Annotated in this window: 13 protein-coding genes; 10 read left to right on the forward strand and 3 right to left on the reverse strand. The window is 74.1% G+C overall.

From position 1 onward, the window contains the following. Window positions 1–20 precede the first annotated feature (20 nt). Window positions 21–485: a hypothetical protein gene (locus UWG_RS0101500; RefSeq protein WP_016905435.1), complete on the reverse strand. Its 465-nt coding sequence runs from the start codon at window positions 483–485 to the stop codon at window positions 21–23. Further along, window positions 475–846, reverse strand: coding sequence for a hypothetical protein (locus UWG_RS0101505; protein WP_016905436.1), 372 nt, complete (start codon window positions 844–846; stop codon window positions 475–477). The genes UWG_RS0101500 and UWG_RS0101505 overlap by 11 nt, the downstream gene beginning before the upstream one ends. 93 nt (window positions 847–939) lie before the next feature. Between UWG_RS0101505 and UWG_RS0101510 the strand changes: the two genes are divergently transcribed. The 9 genes from UWG_RS0101510 to UWG_RS0101550 all read left to right on the forward strand — a co-directional run bounded on the left by UWG_RS0101510 (window position 940) and on the right by UWG_RS0101550 (window position 13,410). Beyond that, window positions 940–1,593, forward strand: a complete 654-nt coding sequence (locus tag UWG_RS0101510; protein ID WP_016905437.1) for an HAD-IA family hydrolase — start codon at window positions 940–942, stop codon at window positions 1,591–1,593. A 379-nt stretch (window positions 1,594–1,972) separates the two neighbouring features. Next, window positions 1,973–3,076: a methionine ABC transporter ATP-binding protein gene (locus UWG_RS0101515; RefSeq protein WP_016905438.1), complete on the forward strand. Its 1,104-nt coding sequence runs from the start codon at window positions 1,973–1,975 to the stop codon at window positions 3,074–3,076. Further along, entirely contained in the window at window positions 3,073–3,747 is a 675-nt protein-coding gene (locus UWG_RS0101520) for a methionine ABC transporter permease (protein WP_016905439.1), read from the forward strand. Before UWG_RS0101515 ends, UWG_RS0101520 begins: the two co-directional genes overlap by 4 nt. Before the next feature lie 69 nt (window positions 3,748–3,816). Continuing rightward, entirely contained in the window at window positions 3,817–4,671 is an 855-nt protein-coding gene (locus UWG_RS0101525) for a MetQ/NlpA family ABC transporter substrate-binding protein (protein ID WP_016905440.1), read from the forward strand. Between the two features lie 269 nt (window positions 4,672–4,940). Continuing rightward, a complete protein-coding gene (locus tag UWG_RS0101530) occupies window positions 4,941–5,591 on the forward strand; it encodes a GNAT family N-acetyltransferase (protein WP_016905441.1) in 651 nt (216 codons plus the stop codon). A 96-nt stretch (window positions 5,592–5,687) separates the two neighbouring features. Next, window positions 5,688–6,920, forward strand: coding sequence for a precorrin-6y C5,15-methyltransferase (decarboxylating) subunit CbiE (gene cbiE / locus UWG_RS0101535; RefSeq protein ID WP_016905442.1), 1,233 nt, complete (start codon window positions 5,688–5,690; stop codon window positions 6,918–6,920). 319 nt (window positions 6,921–7,239) lie between these two features. Then, entirely contained in the window at window positions 7,240–11,148 is a 3,909-nt protein-coding gene (gene cobT, locus UWG_RS0101540; protein ID WP_016905443.1) for a nicotinate-nucleotide--dimethylbenzimidazole phosphoribosyltransferase, read from the forward strand. Window positions 11,149–11,372: 224 nt separating this feature from the next. Further along, a complete protein-coding gene (gene cobA / locus UWG_RS0101545) occupies window positions 11,373–12,614 on the forward strand; it encodes a uroporphyrinogen-III C-methyltransferase (protein WP_016905444.1) in 1,242 nt (413 codons plus the stop codon). Next, window positions 12,607–13,410 carry a TrmH family RNA methyltransferase gene (locus UWG_RS0101550; protein WP_016905445.1) on the forward strand — a complete coding sequence of 268 codons (804 nt, stop codon included), beginning with the start codon at window positions 12,607–12,609 and terminating at the stop codon, window positions 13,408–13,410. Before cobA ends, UWG_RS0101550 begins: the two co-directional genes overlap by 8 nt. Before the next feature lie 140 nt (window positions 13,411–13,550). Here the strand turns inward: UWG_RS0101550 and UWG_RS0101555 are convergent, their stop codons facing one another. Further along, window positions 13,551–14,867: a serine/threonine protein kinase gene (locus UWG_RS0101555; RefSeq protein ID WP_016905446.1), complete on the reverse strand. Its 1,317-nt coding sequence runs from the start codon at window positions 14,865–14,867 to the stop codon at window positions 13,551–13,553. 585 nt (window positions 14,868–15,452) lie between these two features. Between UWG_RS0101555 and UWG_RS0101560 the strand changes: the two genes are divergently transcribed. Next, a complete protein-coding gene (locus tag UWG_RS0101560) occupies window positions 15,453–15,662 on the forward strand; it encodes a hypothetical protein (RefSeq protein WP_016905447.1) in 210 nt (69 codons plus the stop codon). The last annotated feature ends 253 nt before the right edge of the window (window positions 15,663–15,915 follow it).

Consider the following 15,915-nt stretch of genomic DNA (forward strand, 5'->3'; position numbering starts at 1 on the left):
GCCGCCAACCCCTGTGTGCCTCAAGCGTGTTCGCGCCGCAGCCACCACAGCCCGGTGAGCGGCAGCAGGACGGGGATGAAGAGGTACCCCATGCCGTAGTCGGACCAGACGGTGGCGTCGGGGAAGGCGTCCGGCTCGACGAGCGTCCAGGTGCCGACCGCGAGGACGCCGAGCAGCTCGACGCAGCAGCAGACGAGCGCCGCCCGGCGCGCGCCCTCGCCGCCGCGCACGAGCGAGACGGTGATGAAGGCGTAGACGAGCGCGGCGACGGCCGACAGCACGTAGGCGAGCGGTGCCTCGTCGAAGCGGGTGGTGAGCTGTACGAGCGAACGCGAGGCGGCCCCGACCGTGAAGATCCCGTAGAGCGTGACGAGGAGCCGCCCCGGTCCACTGGCGAGACGGCGCCGCGGTCGCGCCGCGTCCGTGCTTCCCGCGGCCGTCCCGTGCTCGGCGCGTACCGCGCCCTCGGAGTGGTCAGGCGCCACTTCCGCCTCCCCAGATGTCGTAGAGCCGCACCTGGAGCACGGCCAGCACGACCGCCCCTGCGACCACGGTCAGCGAGCCCCACCTCGTCCGCTCGGTGAGGGAGAGCAGTCCGACGACGGGGATGCACGCGAAGACGCCGAGCAGGTACGAGACGAAGATCACCGCACCGTCGTCGGGGTGCTCGCCCCGCGCCAACTGCACGATACCGACGACCAACTGCACCAGCGCCAGCGCGAAGACGACCGCCATGCCGGCGAAGTGCCAGTCCTTGGTGGGTTGGTCGCGGTAGGCGGCCCAGCCGCACCAGGCGGCGAGCGCCAGCGCGGCAACGGCCAGCGCGACCGTCAGCGGGGTGAGCATGCGCCGAGTCTATGCAGCCGCGGCCCGCCGCCTGCGCCCGGGCCCGGGCCCCACCCGAGGCGGGGCGCGAGCAGCGAAGTAGCCTGGCTGCTCATGAAGATCCACGGCACCGGCCTGCTGTTCGACAACGACGGCACACTCGTCTCCTCGCTCGACTCGGTGGTGCGTTGCTGGACCCGATGGGCCGAGGAGTACGGCGTCACCGCCGAGGACTACGCACGCGTCGGGCTCCACGGCCGCCCGGCCGCGGAGATCGTCGCCGACCTCCTCCCTCCCGAGCAGGTCCCCGAGGCGCTCGCGCGGATCGCCGCGCTGGAGCTGGAGGACGTCGCGCGGGGCGGCGGCGTCGAATCCCTGCCGGGGACCGCCCGGGTGCTGCGGGGGCTGCCCCGTGACGCGTGGGCCGTGGTCACCTCGGCCACTCGCGAGCTCGCCTCGGCGCGGCTGCACCGCGTCGGCATCGAGGCGCCCGTGCTCGTCGCGGCCGACGACATCACGCGCGGCAAACCCGATCCCGAGCCGTACCTCCTCGGTGCGGAGCGGCTGGGGCGCGAGCCTTCGGAGTGCGTCGTCTTCGAGGACGCCCCGGCGGGCCTGGAGGCCGGCCGGGCCGCCGGAATGTGGACCGTGGGCTTGGCCACAACCCACGGCGCCGACGAGCTCAAGGCCGACCTCGTCGTCTCCGACCTCTCGGGGCTGTCCGTGCAGGTCACGAACGTCGGCGTGGAGATCTCCGCGGCGGCCTGACCGGGGCTGCGCACCGGCGCATGTCCACGATGCGGACATCGTTGTCCACGAGCCGGTGACCGAGCGGCTTCCTTCTGGTTTACTGACACGCATGAACGCGACGAGCTGCCGCACCCCCGCGACCGAGGCGAAGATGGCGCCCGGTGCTCGTTGTCGCCGTGCGATGCGTCGAATGTGCGCCCACTGAGGGCCCTCACCCGAGCCGGACGAAGCGGACCCGCGCCCCGAAGCGAGTCCTGAGCGCGCACCGCGCGCACCCCCGACAGGCGCCGAAGCGCCCGGAAGCCCCCGAGCTCAGCCAGCCGCCCCTGCCGGGCAGCCGTGCCACGCGCCGGCTTCCTCACGCGCGGGCACACCCACACACGACGACGGAAACCCTGTGATTACCACCAAGGACCTCACCAAGGTCTACCGCACCCGCGACCGCGAGATCACCGCACTCGACGGCGTCGACCTCCACGTGAACGAGGGCGAGGTCTTCGGCGTGGTCGGCCAGAGCGGAGCGGGGAAGTCCTCCCTGATCCGCTGCGTCAACCTGCTGGAGCGCCCCACGTCCGGCACCGTCACCGTCGACGGCGAGGACCTCACGGCGCTCGCCGGCAAGCGGTCCCGTGCCGGGCGCGAACTGCGGGCCGCGCGCAGCCGGATCGGCATGGTCTTCCAGCACTTCAACCTGCTCTCCTCGCGCACCGTGCGGGGGAACGTGGAGCTGCCGCTGGAGATCCTCGGCTACAGCGGGCAGCAGCGCCGGAGCAAGGCCCTGGAACTCCTCGACCTCGTCGGCCTCTCCGAGAAGGCGCGCGCCTACCCGGCGCAGCTCTCGGGGGGCCAGAAGCAGCGCGTCGGCATCGCACGCGCCCTCGCGGGAGACCCGAAGGTGCTCCTCTCCGACGAGGCGACCTCGGCGCTCGACCCCGAGACGACGCGCTCGGTCCTCCAACTCCTGCGCGACCTCAACCGCAAGCTCGGCCTCACCGTCCTCCTCATCACGCACGAGATGGACGTGGTGAAGTCGGTCTGCGACTCGGCGGCCCTGATGAAGAACGGCCGGTTCACCGAGTCGGGCACCGTCTCGGAGCTGCTGGCGACACCGGGCTCCGAGCTCGCCGGGGAACTCTTCCCCGTCGGCGGGGGTTCCTCGGGCGACGACCGCACCGTCGTGGACGTCACCTTCCACGGGGGCACCGCGACCGAGCCCGTCGTCTCCAAGCTCTCCCGTACTTACAACATCGACGTCTCGATCCTCGGGGCCGCGATGGACACCGTCGGGGGGAAGCAGGTCGGCAGGATGCGGATCGCGCTGCCCGGCGGCTTCGACGACAACGTCGTGCCCATCGGCTACCTGCGCGAGCAGGGACTCACCGTGACGGTCGTCGACGGGCCCGAGCCGGCCTCGGTGCTCTCCGGCGCCTCGGTGCAGGGCCCGGACGCGGAGGAGCGCCCGGCGACGGGCGCCGAGTCGAGCGAGGAGGGCCGGCGATGAGCTGGGCCGAGATGCAGCCGCTGCTGTGGCAGGGCGTGATCGACACCGTCTACATGGTCGCCTGGTCGACGCTGGTCGCCGTCCTCGTCGGGCTGCCGATCGGGGTGCTGCTCGTCCTCACCGAGCGCGGCGGGCTGCTCCGGAACGCCGTGGTGAACAAGGTGCTCGGCGCGATCGTCAACGTGGGCCGCTCGCTGCCCTTCATCATCCTGATGATTGCGCTCATCCCCGTCACCCGTGCGCTCGTCGGCACCTTCATCGGTCCTTCGGCCGCGATCGTGCCGCTGGCGATCGGCGCCATTCCCTTCTTCGCACGCCTCGTGGAGACCGCCGTGCGCGAGGTCGACGGGGGTCTCGTCGAGGCGGTGCAGTCGATGGGCGGCGGTGCGCCGACGATCGTCTTCAAGGCGCTGTTGCCGCAGTCGCTTCCCTCGCTCGTCGCCGGGCTCACCACGACCGTGATCGTCCTCATCAGCTACTCGGCGATGGCCGGCGCGATCTCCGGCGGCGGACTCGGGGCGGTCGCGCTCCAGTACGGCTACCAGCGGTTCGAGACGGGCGTGATGCTCGCGACGGTCGCCGCGCTGATCGTCATCGTCACCCTCGTCCAGCTGCTCGGCGACGCGGTGGTGCGGTTCCTCACCCGCCGCGAGCGCTCCTCGGCCGCCTGAGGGCGGCACACCCGCAGATCCGAACTCCTCGTTCGGGCAGGCAGATTCACACAGAAAGAGGCACTCTTCGTGCGCAAGTCCACCACCCGCACCACGTCCCTGGCAGCCGCCGGCGTCCTCGGCCTCGTCCTCACCGGCTGCGGCACGGCCTCCGACCCGGACAGCGGCGGTTCCGACGCCGACTCCTCGAAGCCGCTGACCGTCGCCGCGAGCCCCACCCCGCACGCGGACATCCTCAACTTCGTCAAGAAGGACCTGGCGGAGGACGCGGGCCTCGACCTCAACGTCCGCGAGTTCTCCGACTACGTCCTTCCGAACAACGCCACCGAGTCGGGCGAGGTGGACGCCAACTTCTTCCAGCACAAGCCGTACCTCGACGACTTCAACAAGAAGAAGGGGACCAACATCGTCCCCGTCGTCAACGTCGAGCTGGAGCCGCTCGGCCTCTACTCCGACAAGGCCGAGAGCGTCGAGGAACTCGAGAGCGGTCAGACGGTGGCGCTGCCCAACGACGCCACCAACGAGGGCCGCGCGCTCCACCTCCTCGACGAGCACGGCCTGATCGAGCTGAAGAAGGGCGCGGGGCAGGACGCCACGCTCGGCGACATCGCCGACAAGAAGGGCCTCAAGTTCAAGGAGATGGAGGCGCCTTCGGTGCCCCGGGCCCTCTCGGACGTCGACGCGGCGGTGGTCAACGGCAACTACGCGCTCGAGGCCGACCTCAACCCCGAAGAGGACGCGCTCGCGGCGGAGGAGGCCGAGGGCAACCCGTACAGCAACTTCCTCGCCGTCAAGAAGGGGAACGAAAACGATCCGCGGGTGAAGAAGCTCGCCAAGCTGCTCAACTCCGACGAGGTCAAGCAGTACATCGAGAAGAAGTACAAGGGCGCGATCGTCCCTGTCTTCGGTCCCGTCTCCTCCTGATCGATTCCGCCCGTCCGGCCGGTCTCCTGCGCCCTCCGCGGGTGGGACCGGCCGGTGCGCGTACGGGGCAAGTCCGCGTATCGACAAGTCTCTTCGCTCCGCGGAATACCCGCAGGTAGCGGGGCCCGGCGCTGCACAAGCCCCGCGTCATGCTGCATGCTGTGCACTGCTGCGATCCGCAGGGGAGCGGCCCGGCCCGACCGGCGCAGGCGCCCGGACGCAGACCCCAGGGGTGATCGACCCCGGACCCCGACGGTATGGAGCGGCGCATGACATCGACCTTCCCGGACATCTCGATCAGCACGGACCGCCTCGTGCTGCGCCCGTTCGAGGAGGCGGACGCACCCGCACTCGCCGAGATGATGGCCGACGACCAGATCACGGCGTGGACCTCGCACCCCGTCCCGTACACCGAGGCCGAGGCACGCGCATTCGTCGACCACCGGGCCCCCGCCGCGCGCACCGAAGGCCGCGGGATCGTCTTCGCCGTCACCGAGTTCCTCACGCAGCGGCTCGTCGGCCTGGTCGCACTGGACCGTACGGACTGGCGCATCCTCGCCGCCGAGGCGAGCTACCTCACGGCCTCCTGGGCGCGCGGCGAGGGGTACGCCTCGGAGTCGATGCTCGCGGTGGCCCAATGGCTCTTCCAGGACCAGAAGTTCGAACGCCTCGAGGTGCGCACCCCGGCCGACAACACCGCGGCCCAGCAGGTCGCGCAGAAGCTCGGCTGCGTCAGCGAGGGCGTGCTGCGCAACGCGTGGATAGCCAGGAGCCGTACGGAGGACGGCGGTTGGGCGGAGATCCGTACCGACCTCATCGTCTGGAGCCTCCTCCCCGAGGACCTCGACGGCGCGTTCGAGCAGCTCGCCGAGGCCGGCGGCTACGCGCCCTATCCCGACTGGGCCGGCTCGGGGAGCTGAGCCGCGTCCTCCCGCCGAGGTCCGGGTGGGGCCCCGGCGGGAGACGGGGGGTAACCTCGACGGGCCCACCTGCGACGACCCAGGAGATACCCGCCGATGGCCGACCGCGTCACCGTCCTCGGGTGGGACGGTTCGCCGCTGACCGGCGCCGCCAGGCACGCGCTCGGCGCTGCCACCCTCGTCGCCGGCGCCGCGCACCACTTGGCGCTCCCCGAAGTCCCCGCCGAGGCCGAGCGCATCCGCCTCGGCAGCACGGCGCTCGCCGCGCGCCGCATCGCGCGGCACCGCGGAAGCGCCGTCGTCCTCGCCGACGGCGACCCCGGCTTCTTCGGCGTCGTCCGGACGCTGCGCGCGCCCGAGCACGGCCTGGAGGTCGAGGTGATCCCGGCGGTCTCCTCGGCTGCCGCCGCCTTCGCGCGCGCCGGTATGCCGTGGGACGACGCGCAGCTCGTCGTCGCCAACTCCCGTACGCTGCGCCGCGCGGTGAACGTCTGCCGCGCCCACCCGAAGGTGGGCGTCCTCACCTCTCCGGGCGCGGGGCCTGCCGAACTGGCGCTGCTCCTCGGCGGCGTGCACCGCACCTTCGTCATCTGCGAGGGGCTGGGCACCGACCGCGAGGAGGTCTCCGTCCTCACCTCGGAGAAGGTCGTCGACCACGCGTGGCGGGACCCCAACGTGGTGATCGTCGTCGGCGGGCACGGGCCCTCCGGGCAGCCCGCGGAGTCCAGGGCGCCGACGCGGAGCGGGTGGATCGCCGGGCAGGACGCCGGCTACCCGTCGCAGTCGCGGGGTTGGGCGCTGCCTGCCACCAGCTACCCGGGGACGCCGAGCGGCCCGGGCGAGTCCGTGCAGCTTCGCGCGGCCCAACTCGCCAGGCTGGGGCCGCGCTTGGGCGACCTGGTGTGGGACATCGGCTCGGGGAGCGGGGCGTTCGCCGTCGAGGCCGCACGGTTCGGCGCGGCGGTGATCGCCGTCGACGCCGACGCCGAGGCGTGCGCGCGCACCGCTGCGGCGGCCCGCGGGTTCGGGGTGCAGTTGCAGACCGTCCACGGCCCCGCGCCGCACGTGCTGGAGGACCTGCCGGAGCCCGATGTGGTGCGCGTCGCGGTCGGCGGTCCTGCGGCCGTCTCCGCGGTCGCCGACCGCCGCCCGGCCCGGATCGCCACCCACGCGGCCACCCGGGACGAGGCCGAGGCGGTCGGCAGGGTGCTGGCGGACGCCGGGTTCGCGGTGGAGTGCGCGCTCCTCCAATCGGTGGAGCTGGACACCGAGTTGTGGGCGGAAAGTGAACGCGCGGTTGTGTTCGTGCTGACCGGTGTCCGTATCTGAACCGCCCGCTTCCGATGTGTGTCCGACGTCGACGAAGTGCAGTTTCACTCCCACCCTCGGCCGTCGGTCCACCTCGCTGCGGGTAGGCTGATGGACTGTTGTGCCGCCGTTCGGGGTTGACGGTTCGTCCGTCCTTGTCCGGATGGTGCGGTCGGAGGATCGTGCCGCATCCCCGTGCGGGCTCGTTCTCCGACCGAGGCCGGAGTCCGGGCCCCGAGGCGTCACGGGTCTCGGGAGGCCCTGACGCAACGGCCGCGCCGGGGGCGCGGTGGGCTTCCACCGCGTGGGAAGGAGCAGGAGCGATGGGCGAGGGGTACGCATGACTGACACCGGTCAGGTCCCGGGCGAGGGGCTGCCGGAGAGCGCAGGCGGGCAGCCGGAGGTGCGGCAGCAGTCCCCGGCGCCCGGCACGTACACCTTCATGCAGCAGACCGACGTACACCCGGGCGCTCCCGCAGGGGAGGCGCCGCAGGGCGACGAGGAGCTGCTGATGCCGGGAGCGTGGGGCGAACAGCCCCCGCACGTCGCGCAGTCGCAGCCGCACCCGGCGCACCCCCAGCCGCACCCCGCCGGTCACCCGGTGGAGGCGTACGTCGCCGCGCAGTACCCCCAGCCGCACCCCGAACCGCACGAGGCCGACGGCCGCGACTCCGGCCACCTCGACTACGGCGCCGTCCGCCCGGGCGAGCCGGCGTACGCGGCCGTCGCCGAACAGCCCGCTCCGCAGGAGGAGCCGGGTCCCGCCCCGGCAGCCGGGCCGTCGACGGAGGAGCAGCCCGACGCGGAGGCGCAGGAGCGCGCGCAGCACAACCGGCGCCGCCCTCTCCACCTCGGCCCGCCCGTACCCGAGCAGTCGGGCACGGTCCGCAGCCTCTCCGATCGCGGTCCGGCGCCCCCGCGCGCGGCTCCGCAGCCCGAACAGCAGCCGGCGGCGGCGCAGTCGGCCGCGCCCCAGGGGCCGCCGACCCTCGGCCCCGAGTACCTCGACGTCGCCGGTACGACGGCCGCCGCCGGTGGCTCCGAGTCGCTTCCGGGCCCCCAACTCGGCGCCATGCCACCGCAGACGGCGCCGTGGACGGAGCAGCTCGCACCGCAGCCCCCCGCGCCCGGCCCGGCGCAGGGAGCCGGCGGCGAGGGGACACACGTCAACGGCCACGGTGCGCAGGACACTCGGACGGACGAGGCCACGCCGCCGGAGCCGACGCACCTCAACGGCACCGCCGCACCGAGCACCCCTGCCCACGGCATCTCGACCGACGCGGCCGACGGCGCCCCGGGCGAAGCCGTCGACGGCCTTCCGGGGAGCAGCACCCCGGCGGGCGGCACACCCGTCGACACCGTCAACGGCACCCCGGCAGGCGGCACGCCCGCTGCCGGCACGCCCGCGGAAGCACCGGTGCCGCCCGCCGCGCCCGAGCCCGCGACTCCGGTCGAGGGTGCCGGCCCCGGGGCAACGCCCGCTGAGGCAACGCCGGTCGGCGTCGGGCAGCAGGAAGCAGCCGTCGACTCCGCTCCAAAGCCCGCGTCGCAGCAACCTTCCGTGCCCGAGGGCGCGCAGGCGGCCGACACCCGCATCAACGGTGTGCAGTTCGCCGCTGCCCCTGGCGCGCCCGTCCAGCAGGACGCCGCGTCCGCGCAACCCGAGCCGGATCCCGCGCCCGTGGCGGCGGACCCCGGGCCCGAGGCGGCGGACCCCGCCCCCGCCCGGTCAGGAACGACCGCTCCCGTGCACGTGGAGACGCAAGCCTCCCCCGACGAGAGTCCCCGACCCGCCCCCGCACAGGGCGAGTCCACCTCCCCGCAGGAGCAGCCCGTCGAGGACCGCCCGGCGATCCCGGGCCAGCCGGACGGCGATGCCATGGCGGCCCGCATCCAGCAGGCGGCCGAGCAGCCGTACGCGACGCCCTCGCAGGCCGCAGAGGTGCCGGCACCCGGTGGCCCCAGCCTCCCCGAGCAGCCGGCGGCCCCGTTCGTCGAGACGATGACGGACGCTCCCGCGGGCGCCACCGAAACGGAAGCACCCGCCCCCGCCGAGCCCGAGCCCACCCCCGGCGCCGCGCCGGCGGGCAGCGACCAGACGCAGGCCACGGCGCCTGAGCCCGCAACGCCCCGTGACCGCACGGCTGTTGCCGACGCCCGGCCCGAGCCGGCAGCGGACGCGCCGATGCCGCCCGCCGAGTCCGCCATCCCCGAAGACAGGGAGACCCCCGTGGGCGGCGTCCCAGAACCCCAGGCACCCGGCGCGGAGGGCATGCTGCCCGCGCAGCCGGTGCCCGCATCCGCACCGATAAGCGAGGACGGCCCGGCGGGCGCCGTGCCGTCCACCGAGGCGGAACAGCACGCGCAGGCGGCGGCCGTGCCCGAGCCGGCCGCGGCGGACACCGCGGCCGAGCAGCCCGCGCAGTTCGGGCAGCCCGAGCAGTCCGCCCCGGCCGAGCAGTCCGCCCCGGCCGAGCAGTCCGAAGCCGCGGAGCCCCCCGAGCCCCGTCCCACCGAGCACGCCCCCGGGTACGACGAGGCCGAACGCGAGGCCGTACACCGCCTGATGCGCGAGCGCCGCGACATCCGCAACGGCTTCCGCTCCGACCCGATCCCCGACGACGTCCTCCTCCGCGTCCTGGAGGCCGCGCACACGGCCCCGAGCGTCGGCCACTCCCAGCCGTGGGACTTCGTCGTGATCCGCTCGGCCGAGACGCGGCGCACGATGCACGAGCTCGCCGAGCGCCAACGCGCCGCCTACGCGCAGACGTTGCCGAAGGCGCGGGCCAAGCAGTTCAAAGAGCTCAAGATCGAGGCCATCCTCGACACCCCGGTGAACATCGTGGTCACCGCCGACCCGACGCGCGGCGGCCGGCACACCCTCGGCCGGCACACCCAGCCGCAGATGGCCCCGTACTCCTCGGCGCTCGCCGTGGAGAACCTCTGGCTCGCCGCGCGGGCCGAGGGCCTCGGCGTCGGCTGGGTGAGCTTCTTCGACGAGCGCGAGATGGTCCGCGCCCTGGAACTCCCCGAGCACCTGGAGGTGGTGGCGTACCTCTGCGTCGGCTATGTCGACGAGTTCCCGCCGGAGCCGGAGCTGGCGCAGGCGGGGTGGTCGAAGCGCCGCCCCCTCTCCTGGGTCGTCCACGACGAGTCCTACGGCCGCCGCGCGCTCCCGGGAGCCGCGCCGCACGACCTCCTCGCCGAGACCCTCGACGCCATCCGCCCGCTCGACGCCAAAGCGCTCGGCGAGGCATGGGAGCGGCAGAAGCGGATGACGAAACCCGCAGGCGCGCTCGGCATGTTGGAGATCATCTCCGCGCAGCTCTGCGGCCTCTCGCGGCAGTGCCCCCCGCCGATCCCGGAGCCCGCCGCCGTGGCGATCTTCGCGGGCGACCACGGCGTCCACGCGCAGGGCGTCACCCCGTGGCCGCAGGAGGTGACGGGCCAGATGGTCGCCAACTTCCTCGGCGGGGGAGCGGTCTGCAACGCGTTCGCCACCCAGGTCGGCGTGGAGGTCTGCGTGATCGACGTGGGAGTCGCCACCGAACTCCCTTCGGCCCCAGGTCTGTTGCCCCGCAAGGTACGGCCCGGCACCGCCGACATGACGGAGGGCCCCGCGCTCACCAGGGACGAGGCGGCCCGCGCCGTCGAGGTCGGCATCGAGACGGCCCGCGACCTCGTGGCCGCGGGCAACCGCGCCCTCCTCACCGGCGAGATGGGTATCGCCAACACCACCGCCTCGGCGGCGCTCATCTCGGCCTGCACGGGCGTCGACCCCTCCGAGGCCACCGGACGCGGCACCGGCATCAACGACGAGACGCACTCCCGCAAGGTCGAAGTGGTGCGCCGCGCCCTGGAGCTGCACCAGCCCGACGCCGAGGACCCGCTAGGGCTCCTCGCCGCCTTCGGCGGCCTGGAGCATGCGGCGATGGTCGGCCTGATCCTCGGCGGCGCCTCGCTCCGCACGCCGGTGCTCCTCGACGGCGTCAGCGCGGGCGCGGCGGCGCTCGTCGCACGGGCGCTCGCCCCCGAGTCCCTCGCCGCGTGCATCGCGGGCCACCGCAGCGCGGAGCCCGGCCACGTGGCGGCGCTCACCAAGCTCGGCCTGCGCCCGCTCGTCGACCTGGACCTGCGCCTGGGCGAGGGCACGGGCGCGCTCCTCGCGCTTCCCCTCGTGCAGAGCGCCGCCCGCACCATGCACGACGTCGCCACCTTCGACTCGGCCGGCGTCACGGAGAAGGACTGACCGAAGACCGCGGGGGGGCGCCGGGTGTTCCGGCGCCCTCCTCCATGCGTCCTTCCCTGCGTGATCCCTGGTACAGCGCGTCCGCGCCGAGCCGCCTACGCTGTGGGACGTCCCCGCCGCTCCGGTGCCGCAGCGGCCGGTTCCCGCTGCGCAGCGCCGGTGTGATGCCGCAGGACCGTCCGCGCCGCAGCCCCGCAACCAGCCGACAAGGATGACGTTTCGAGATGTCCGAGACCCCCGTCTACCCCGCCGGGCTCCGCCTGTCCGGCCGACGCGTCGTGGTGATAGGCGGAGGGACCGTCGCGCAGCGGCGGCTCCCCGCGCTGCTCCGCGCCGGCGCGGACGTGCTGCTCGTATCGCCGTCCGCCACCCCGTCGGTCGAGGCGATGGCCGCGGCCGGGGAGCTCGCCTGGGAGCGCCGCCAGTACCGCGAGGGCGATCTGGAGGGCGCTTGGTACGCCCTCGTCGCCACCGACGACCGCGACACCAACGAGGCCGTCTCGGCGGAGGCCGAGTCCCGCAGGATCTGGTGCGTGCGCAGCGACGACGCGGAAGCGGCGACGGCCTGGACCCCGGCCTCCGGCCGTACCGAGGGCGTCACCGTCGCCGTGCTCAGCGGCAACGACCCGCGCCGGTCGGCAGCCGTACGGGACGCGATCGTCGCGGGCCTCGGCGAGGGCGCGCTCGACGCACCGCGGCACCGCCCCCGCCGTCCGGCGGGCGTGGCACTCGTCGGGGGCGGGCCCGGCGACCCGGACCTGATCACGGTGCGCGGCCGGCGCCTCCTCGCCCAGGCCGACGTCGTCGTCGCCGACCGGCTGGGCCCGCGCGACCTGCTCGACGAACTCCCCCCGCACGTCGAGGTGATCGACGCCGCGAAGATCCCGTACGGCCGCGCCATGGCGCAGTCCGCGATCAACAGCGCGCTCGTGGACCACGCGAAGGCGGGGAAGTTCGTGGTCCGGCTCAAAGGCGGCGACCCGTTCGTCTTCGGCAGGGGCATGGAGGAAGCCGAGCAACTCGCCGCCGAGGGCGTCGAGGTCACCGTGGTGCCGGGGATCACGAGTGCGATCAGCGTCCCCTCGGCGGCCGGGATCCCCGTCACCCATCGCGGCGTCACCCACGAGTTCACCGTCGTCAGCGGGCACATCTCGCCGGACGACCCCCGCTCCCTCGTCGACTGGGCGGCGCTCGCACGTCTGCGCGGGACCCTGGTGCTGATGATGGCGGTCGAGCAACTCGGGGCGATCGCCGACACGTTGCTCTCCCACGGAAAGGACCCCCGGACGCCCGTCGCCATCCTCCAGGAGGGGACGATGGCCACCGCGCGCCGCGTCGACGCCACGCTCGCCACGGCGAAGGAGCGCGCGAGGGCCCAGGACGTGCGCCCACCCGCCGTCGTCGTCGTGGGCGGGGTCGTACCGGTGGGCGACCGCGTCGGCCTCACCGGGCCGCACGATGGCTGAGCCGCTCCCCGTCGACAGCCCGGACGACCCCCGCCTCCACGACTACACCGACCTCACCGACGTCCAGCTCCGCCGCACCCGCGAGCCCGCCGAGGGCCTCTTCATCGCCGAGGGCGAGAAAGTGATCCGCCGTGCCCTGGAGGCGGGTTACGCGATGCGCTCGATGCTCCTCTCCGAGAAGTGGCTCGGGCCGATGCGCGACGTCGTCGAGTCGGCGACCGCGCCCGTGTACCTCACGACGCCGCAGACCGCCGAGGCCGTCACCGGATACCACGTGCACCGGGGCGCGCTCGCCTCGATGGAGCGCGCCCCGGAGCGCGAGCCGGCCGAACTCCTCGACGGGGCACGCCGGATCGCCGTCCTCGAGTCGGTGAACGACCACACCAACGTGGGCGCCGTCTTCCGCAGCGCCGCGGCCCTCGGCATGGACGCCGTCCTCCTTTCCCCGGACTGCGCCGACCCCCTCTACCGCCGCTCGGTGAAGGTCTCCATGGGCGCCGTCTTCGCCGTGCCCTACGCACGTGTGGAGCGCTGGCCCCACGGGCTCGACGCCCTCCGCTCGGCCGGCTTCCGGCTCCTCGCGCTCACCCCGCGCGCGGGGTCGCAGCCGATCGAGGACGTCGTCGACGAGCGGCCCGAGCGGGCTGCCCTCCTCCTCGGGGCCGAGGGGACGGGGCTCACCGCGCGGGCGCTCGCCGCCTCCGAACCGGTGCGCATCCCGATGGCACACGGCGTCGACTCGCTCAACGTGGCAGCAGCGGCCGCCGTCGCCTTCTACGCGCTCACCCGGGCCTGAGCGGGCGCCGGCAACTCGGGCTGGCCGGCCCGGCGTTGGGGTGCGCGCGCTCTGCCGCCCCGTGGAGCAGCCGTGCCGCGCAACCCGGGCTAGGCCGTTGGGCGTTCGGATGCGCTGCCGCCCCCGGCGACGCGCGACGCTCACCCGGAGGCGTCGAACGCCCCACGAGGCGCGTGCACTTCGGCGCCGGGAGTGCGACCGAGCCCCTGGGCCGGCCCCTGGCACCCCTGCGCGACGGCTATCCCCAGCGCGACGAGGAGCGTCACTGTCACGAAGACCACGAGCCGCTGACGGAGCAGTCGCCGGTTCGCACCCGGCCGGCGCCCTCGCTGCGGCGGCCGCTCGGCCCGCGCACCCTGCCCCCGCTCCGATCGCCCGGCCTCGACGCCGCGCGTCGTCGCCCTCGGCCGCCGTGCCTCGGACTCCCGGACCGCAGCAGGCCGCTCCCCGCGCACCGGCTGACCGCCGCGCCCCGGCCCCGCGCCTCCCGTCCGACGAGGGGGGCCGCCGCGGGAGACCGGGCGCTCCGAGGTCGGACGGGGATGCTCCTCGGTGCGGCCGTCCCGCGCGGCCGGGCGCCGCGCGGCTTGCTGCGGCGGTGCGCCGCGCGCCTGCGGCGGCCGCTCGGAGACACCACGCGCCTCCCGCGCCGCGATCTCCTTCAGGCGCAGGGAGAGCTGAAGGGCGCCCGGACGCTCCTCCGGTTCCTTGACGAGGCAGGCGCGGAGCAGCGGCGCCAGCGCGGCGTGCACGTGGTCGAGCTGCGGCTCCTCGTGGACGACGCGGTAGAGCATCACCTCCGAACTGCCCTGCCCGAACGGGGAGTCGGCGGTCGCCGCGTACGCGAGGGTGGCGCCGAGCGCGAAGACGTCGGTGGCCGCGCTGACCGCCACCCCGCGCACCTGCTCGGGCGAGAGGAAGCCGGGCGAGCCGACGGCGGTGCCGACGTGCGTCAGGGTGCTGGCACCCGTGGCCCAGGCGATACCGAAGTCGATGATCCGCGGACCCTTCGGTGAGAGCAGGATGTTGGAGGGCTTCAGGTCCCGGTGGACGACCCCCGCCTCGTGCACGGCGAGGAGCCCCTCCGCGAGGGCGGCACCGATCGCGGCCACCTCGGCCGGCGGCAGCGGCCCCTCCTCGCCGACCTTGTCGTGGAGGGAAGGCCCCGGCACGTACTGCGTCGCGAACCACGGCCGGTCCGCTTCGAGGTCGGCGGCGACGAGGCGGGCCGTGCACCCTCCCCTGATCCGCCGCGCGGCGGAGACCTCCCGCGCGAACCGGGAGCGGAACTCCTGGTCCTCGGCGAGGTCGGGCCGGATCACCTTCAGCGCGACGCGCTGGCCGCGCCGGTCGGAGCCGAGGTAGACCACGCCCATGCCGCCGGCGCCCAGGCGCCGGTGGAGCCTGAACGAGCCGACGACTCGCGGGTCCTCGCGCCGGAGCCGCATCATCGCCATCTCGTTCCTAACCTCCGGTGGGCAGGCCCCACTCCGCTACCCGGTCCGTCTGACGGGCCCAGCTTACGGACTGCTTCCGGAGACCGACGACAGGCCGCGCACACCGCCCGGACGGTTTGTCAGGACCGCGCATACGGTGGGAAACCCAGCTCACGGAGGCCCCCGAAGGCGCACCTCGCACCGGCTCACGCCCCGTCAAGAGCGCACATCGCCAAGGAGGTTGGCGGAACACCGCCCCCGCACCTGCGCCGACGCGAGGAGCTCCGCAGCGCTCCGGCACACGACGCCTCCCAACGTCGAAGAACCCGGTGGTCACACACGTGCCGTGAGGGAACTCACCCCGGGCGTACGGGTGCAGGCCCCCGCGCGGGGGTGGTGCCCGCCCCTCCGGGTGCGCTGCGGGGGAGGTCCAACCAGGGGAGTACGCACCGGTGCCCGCGGTCCTCCTGGGGGAGGCCCGCACGCGGTACGCCGGCATGACGTTCGCCCCTTGCGTCCGGCCTAGTGTGGTGGACAAGCGGCGGACGCGGCACTCGTCCCCCGAGACAGGACGTCCGCCGCCCCGCTACCACGAAGGAGTGGACCATGTCGCAGTACGAGGGCGGGACGCAGCTCCGGGCGAGGGCGAGGGCGTTCGCGGTGTTCGCGAGCGGCTCCCGCCGTTCGGGCAGGCGGCACCCCCTCGTCGCCGTCGCCATGGTCCTTCCGCTGGCCGTCGCGCTCGCCCTGCTCTTCGGCGGGGTGCAGGCGGTGGTCGCACAGGCGTCGTCCGTAGCCGGGATGCTGGGGCCCTGAGCGGCTCCGGGCCCGGGAGAGCGGCCCGGGTCGGGGACTCCCGGCCGAACCCCGTGGGGACGGGGGTGCGGCGGACGGCAACGGGCCCGGGCGGCTGGGGAGCTGCCCGGGCCCTCGTACGTGTCCGACTGCCGTCCGGCGCGGGGGAGTTGAACGTGCACGGCAGAGAAGAGGCCCCCGGCAGCGGCTGCCGGGGGCCTCGAAGCGTGGACGATACTGGATTTGAACCAGTGACCTCTTCCGTGTCAGGGAA

Origin of the sequence: Streptomyces xiaopingdaonensis, from assembly GCF_000262345.1 — a bacterium.
Lineage (GTDB): Bacteria > Actinomycetota > Actinomycetes > Streptomycetales > Streptomycetaceae > Streptomyces > Streptomyces xiaopingdaonensis.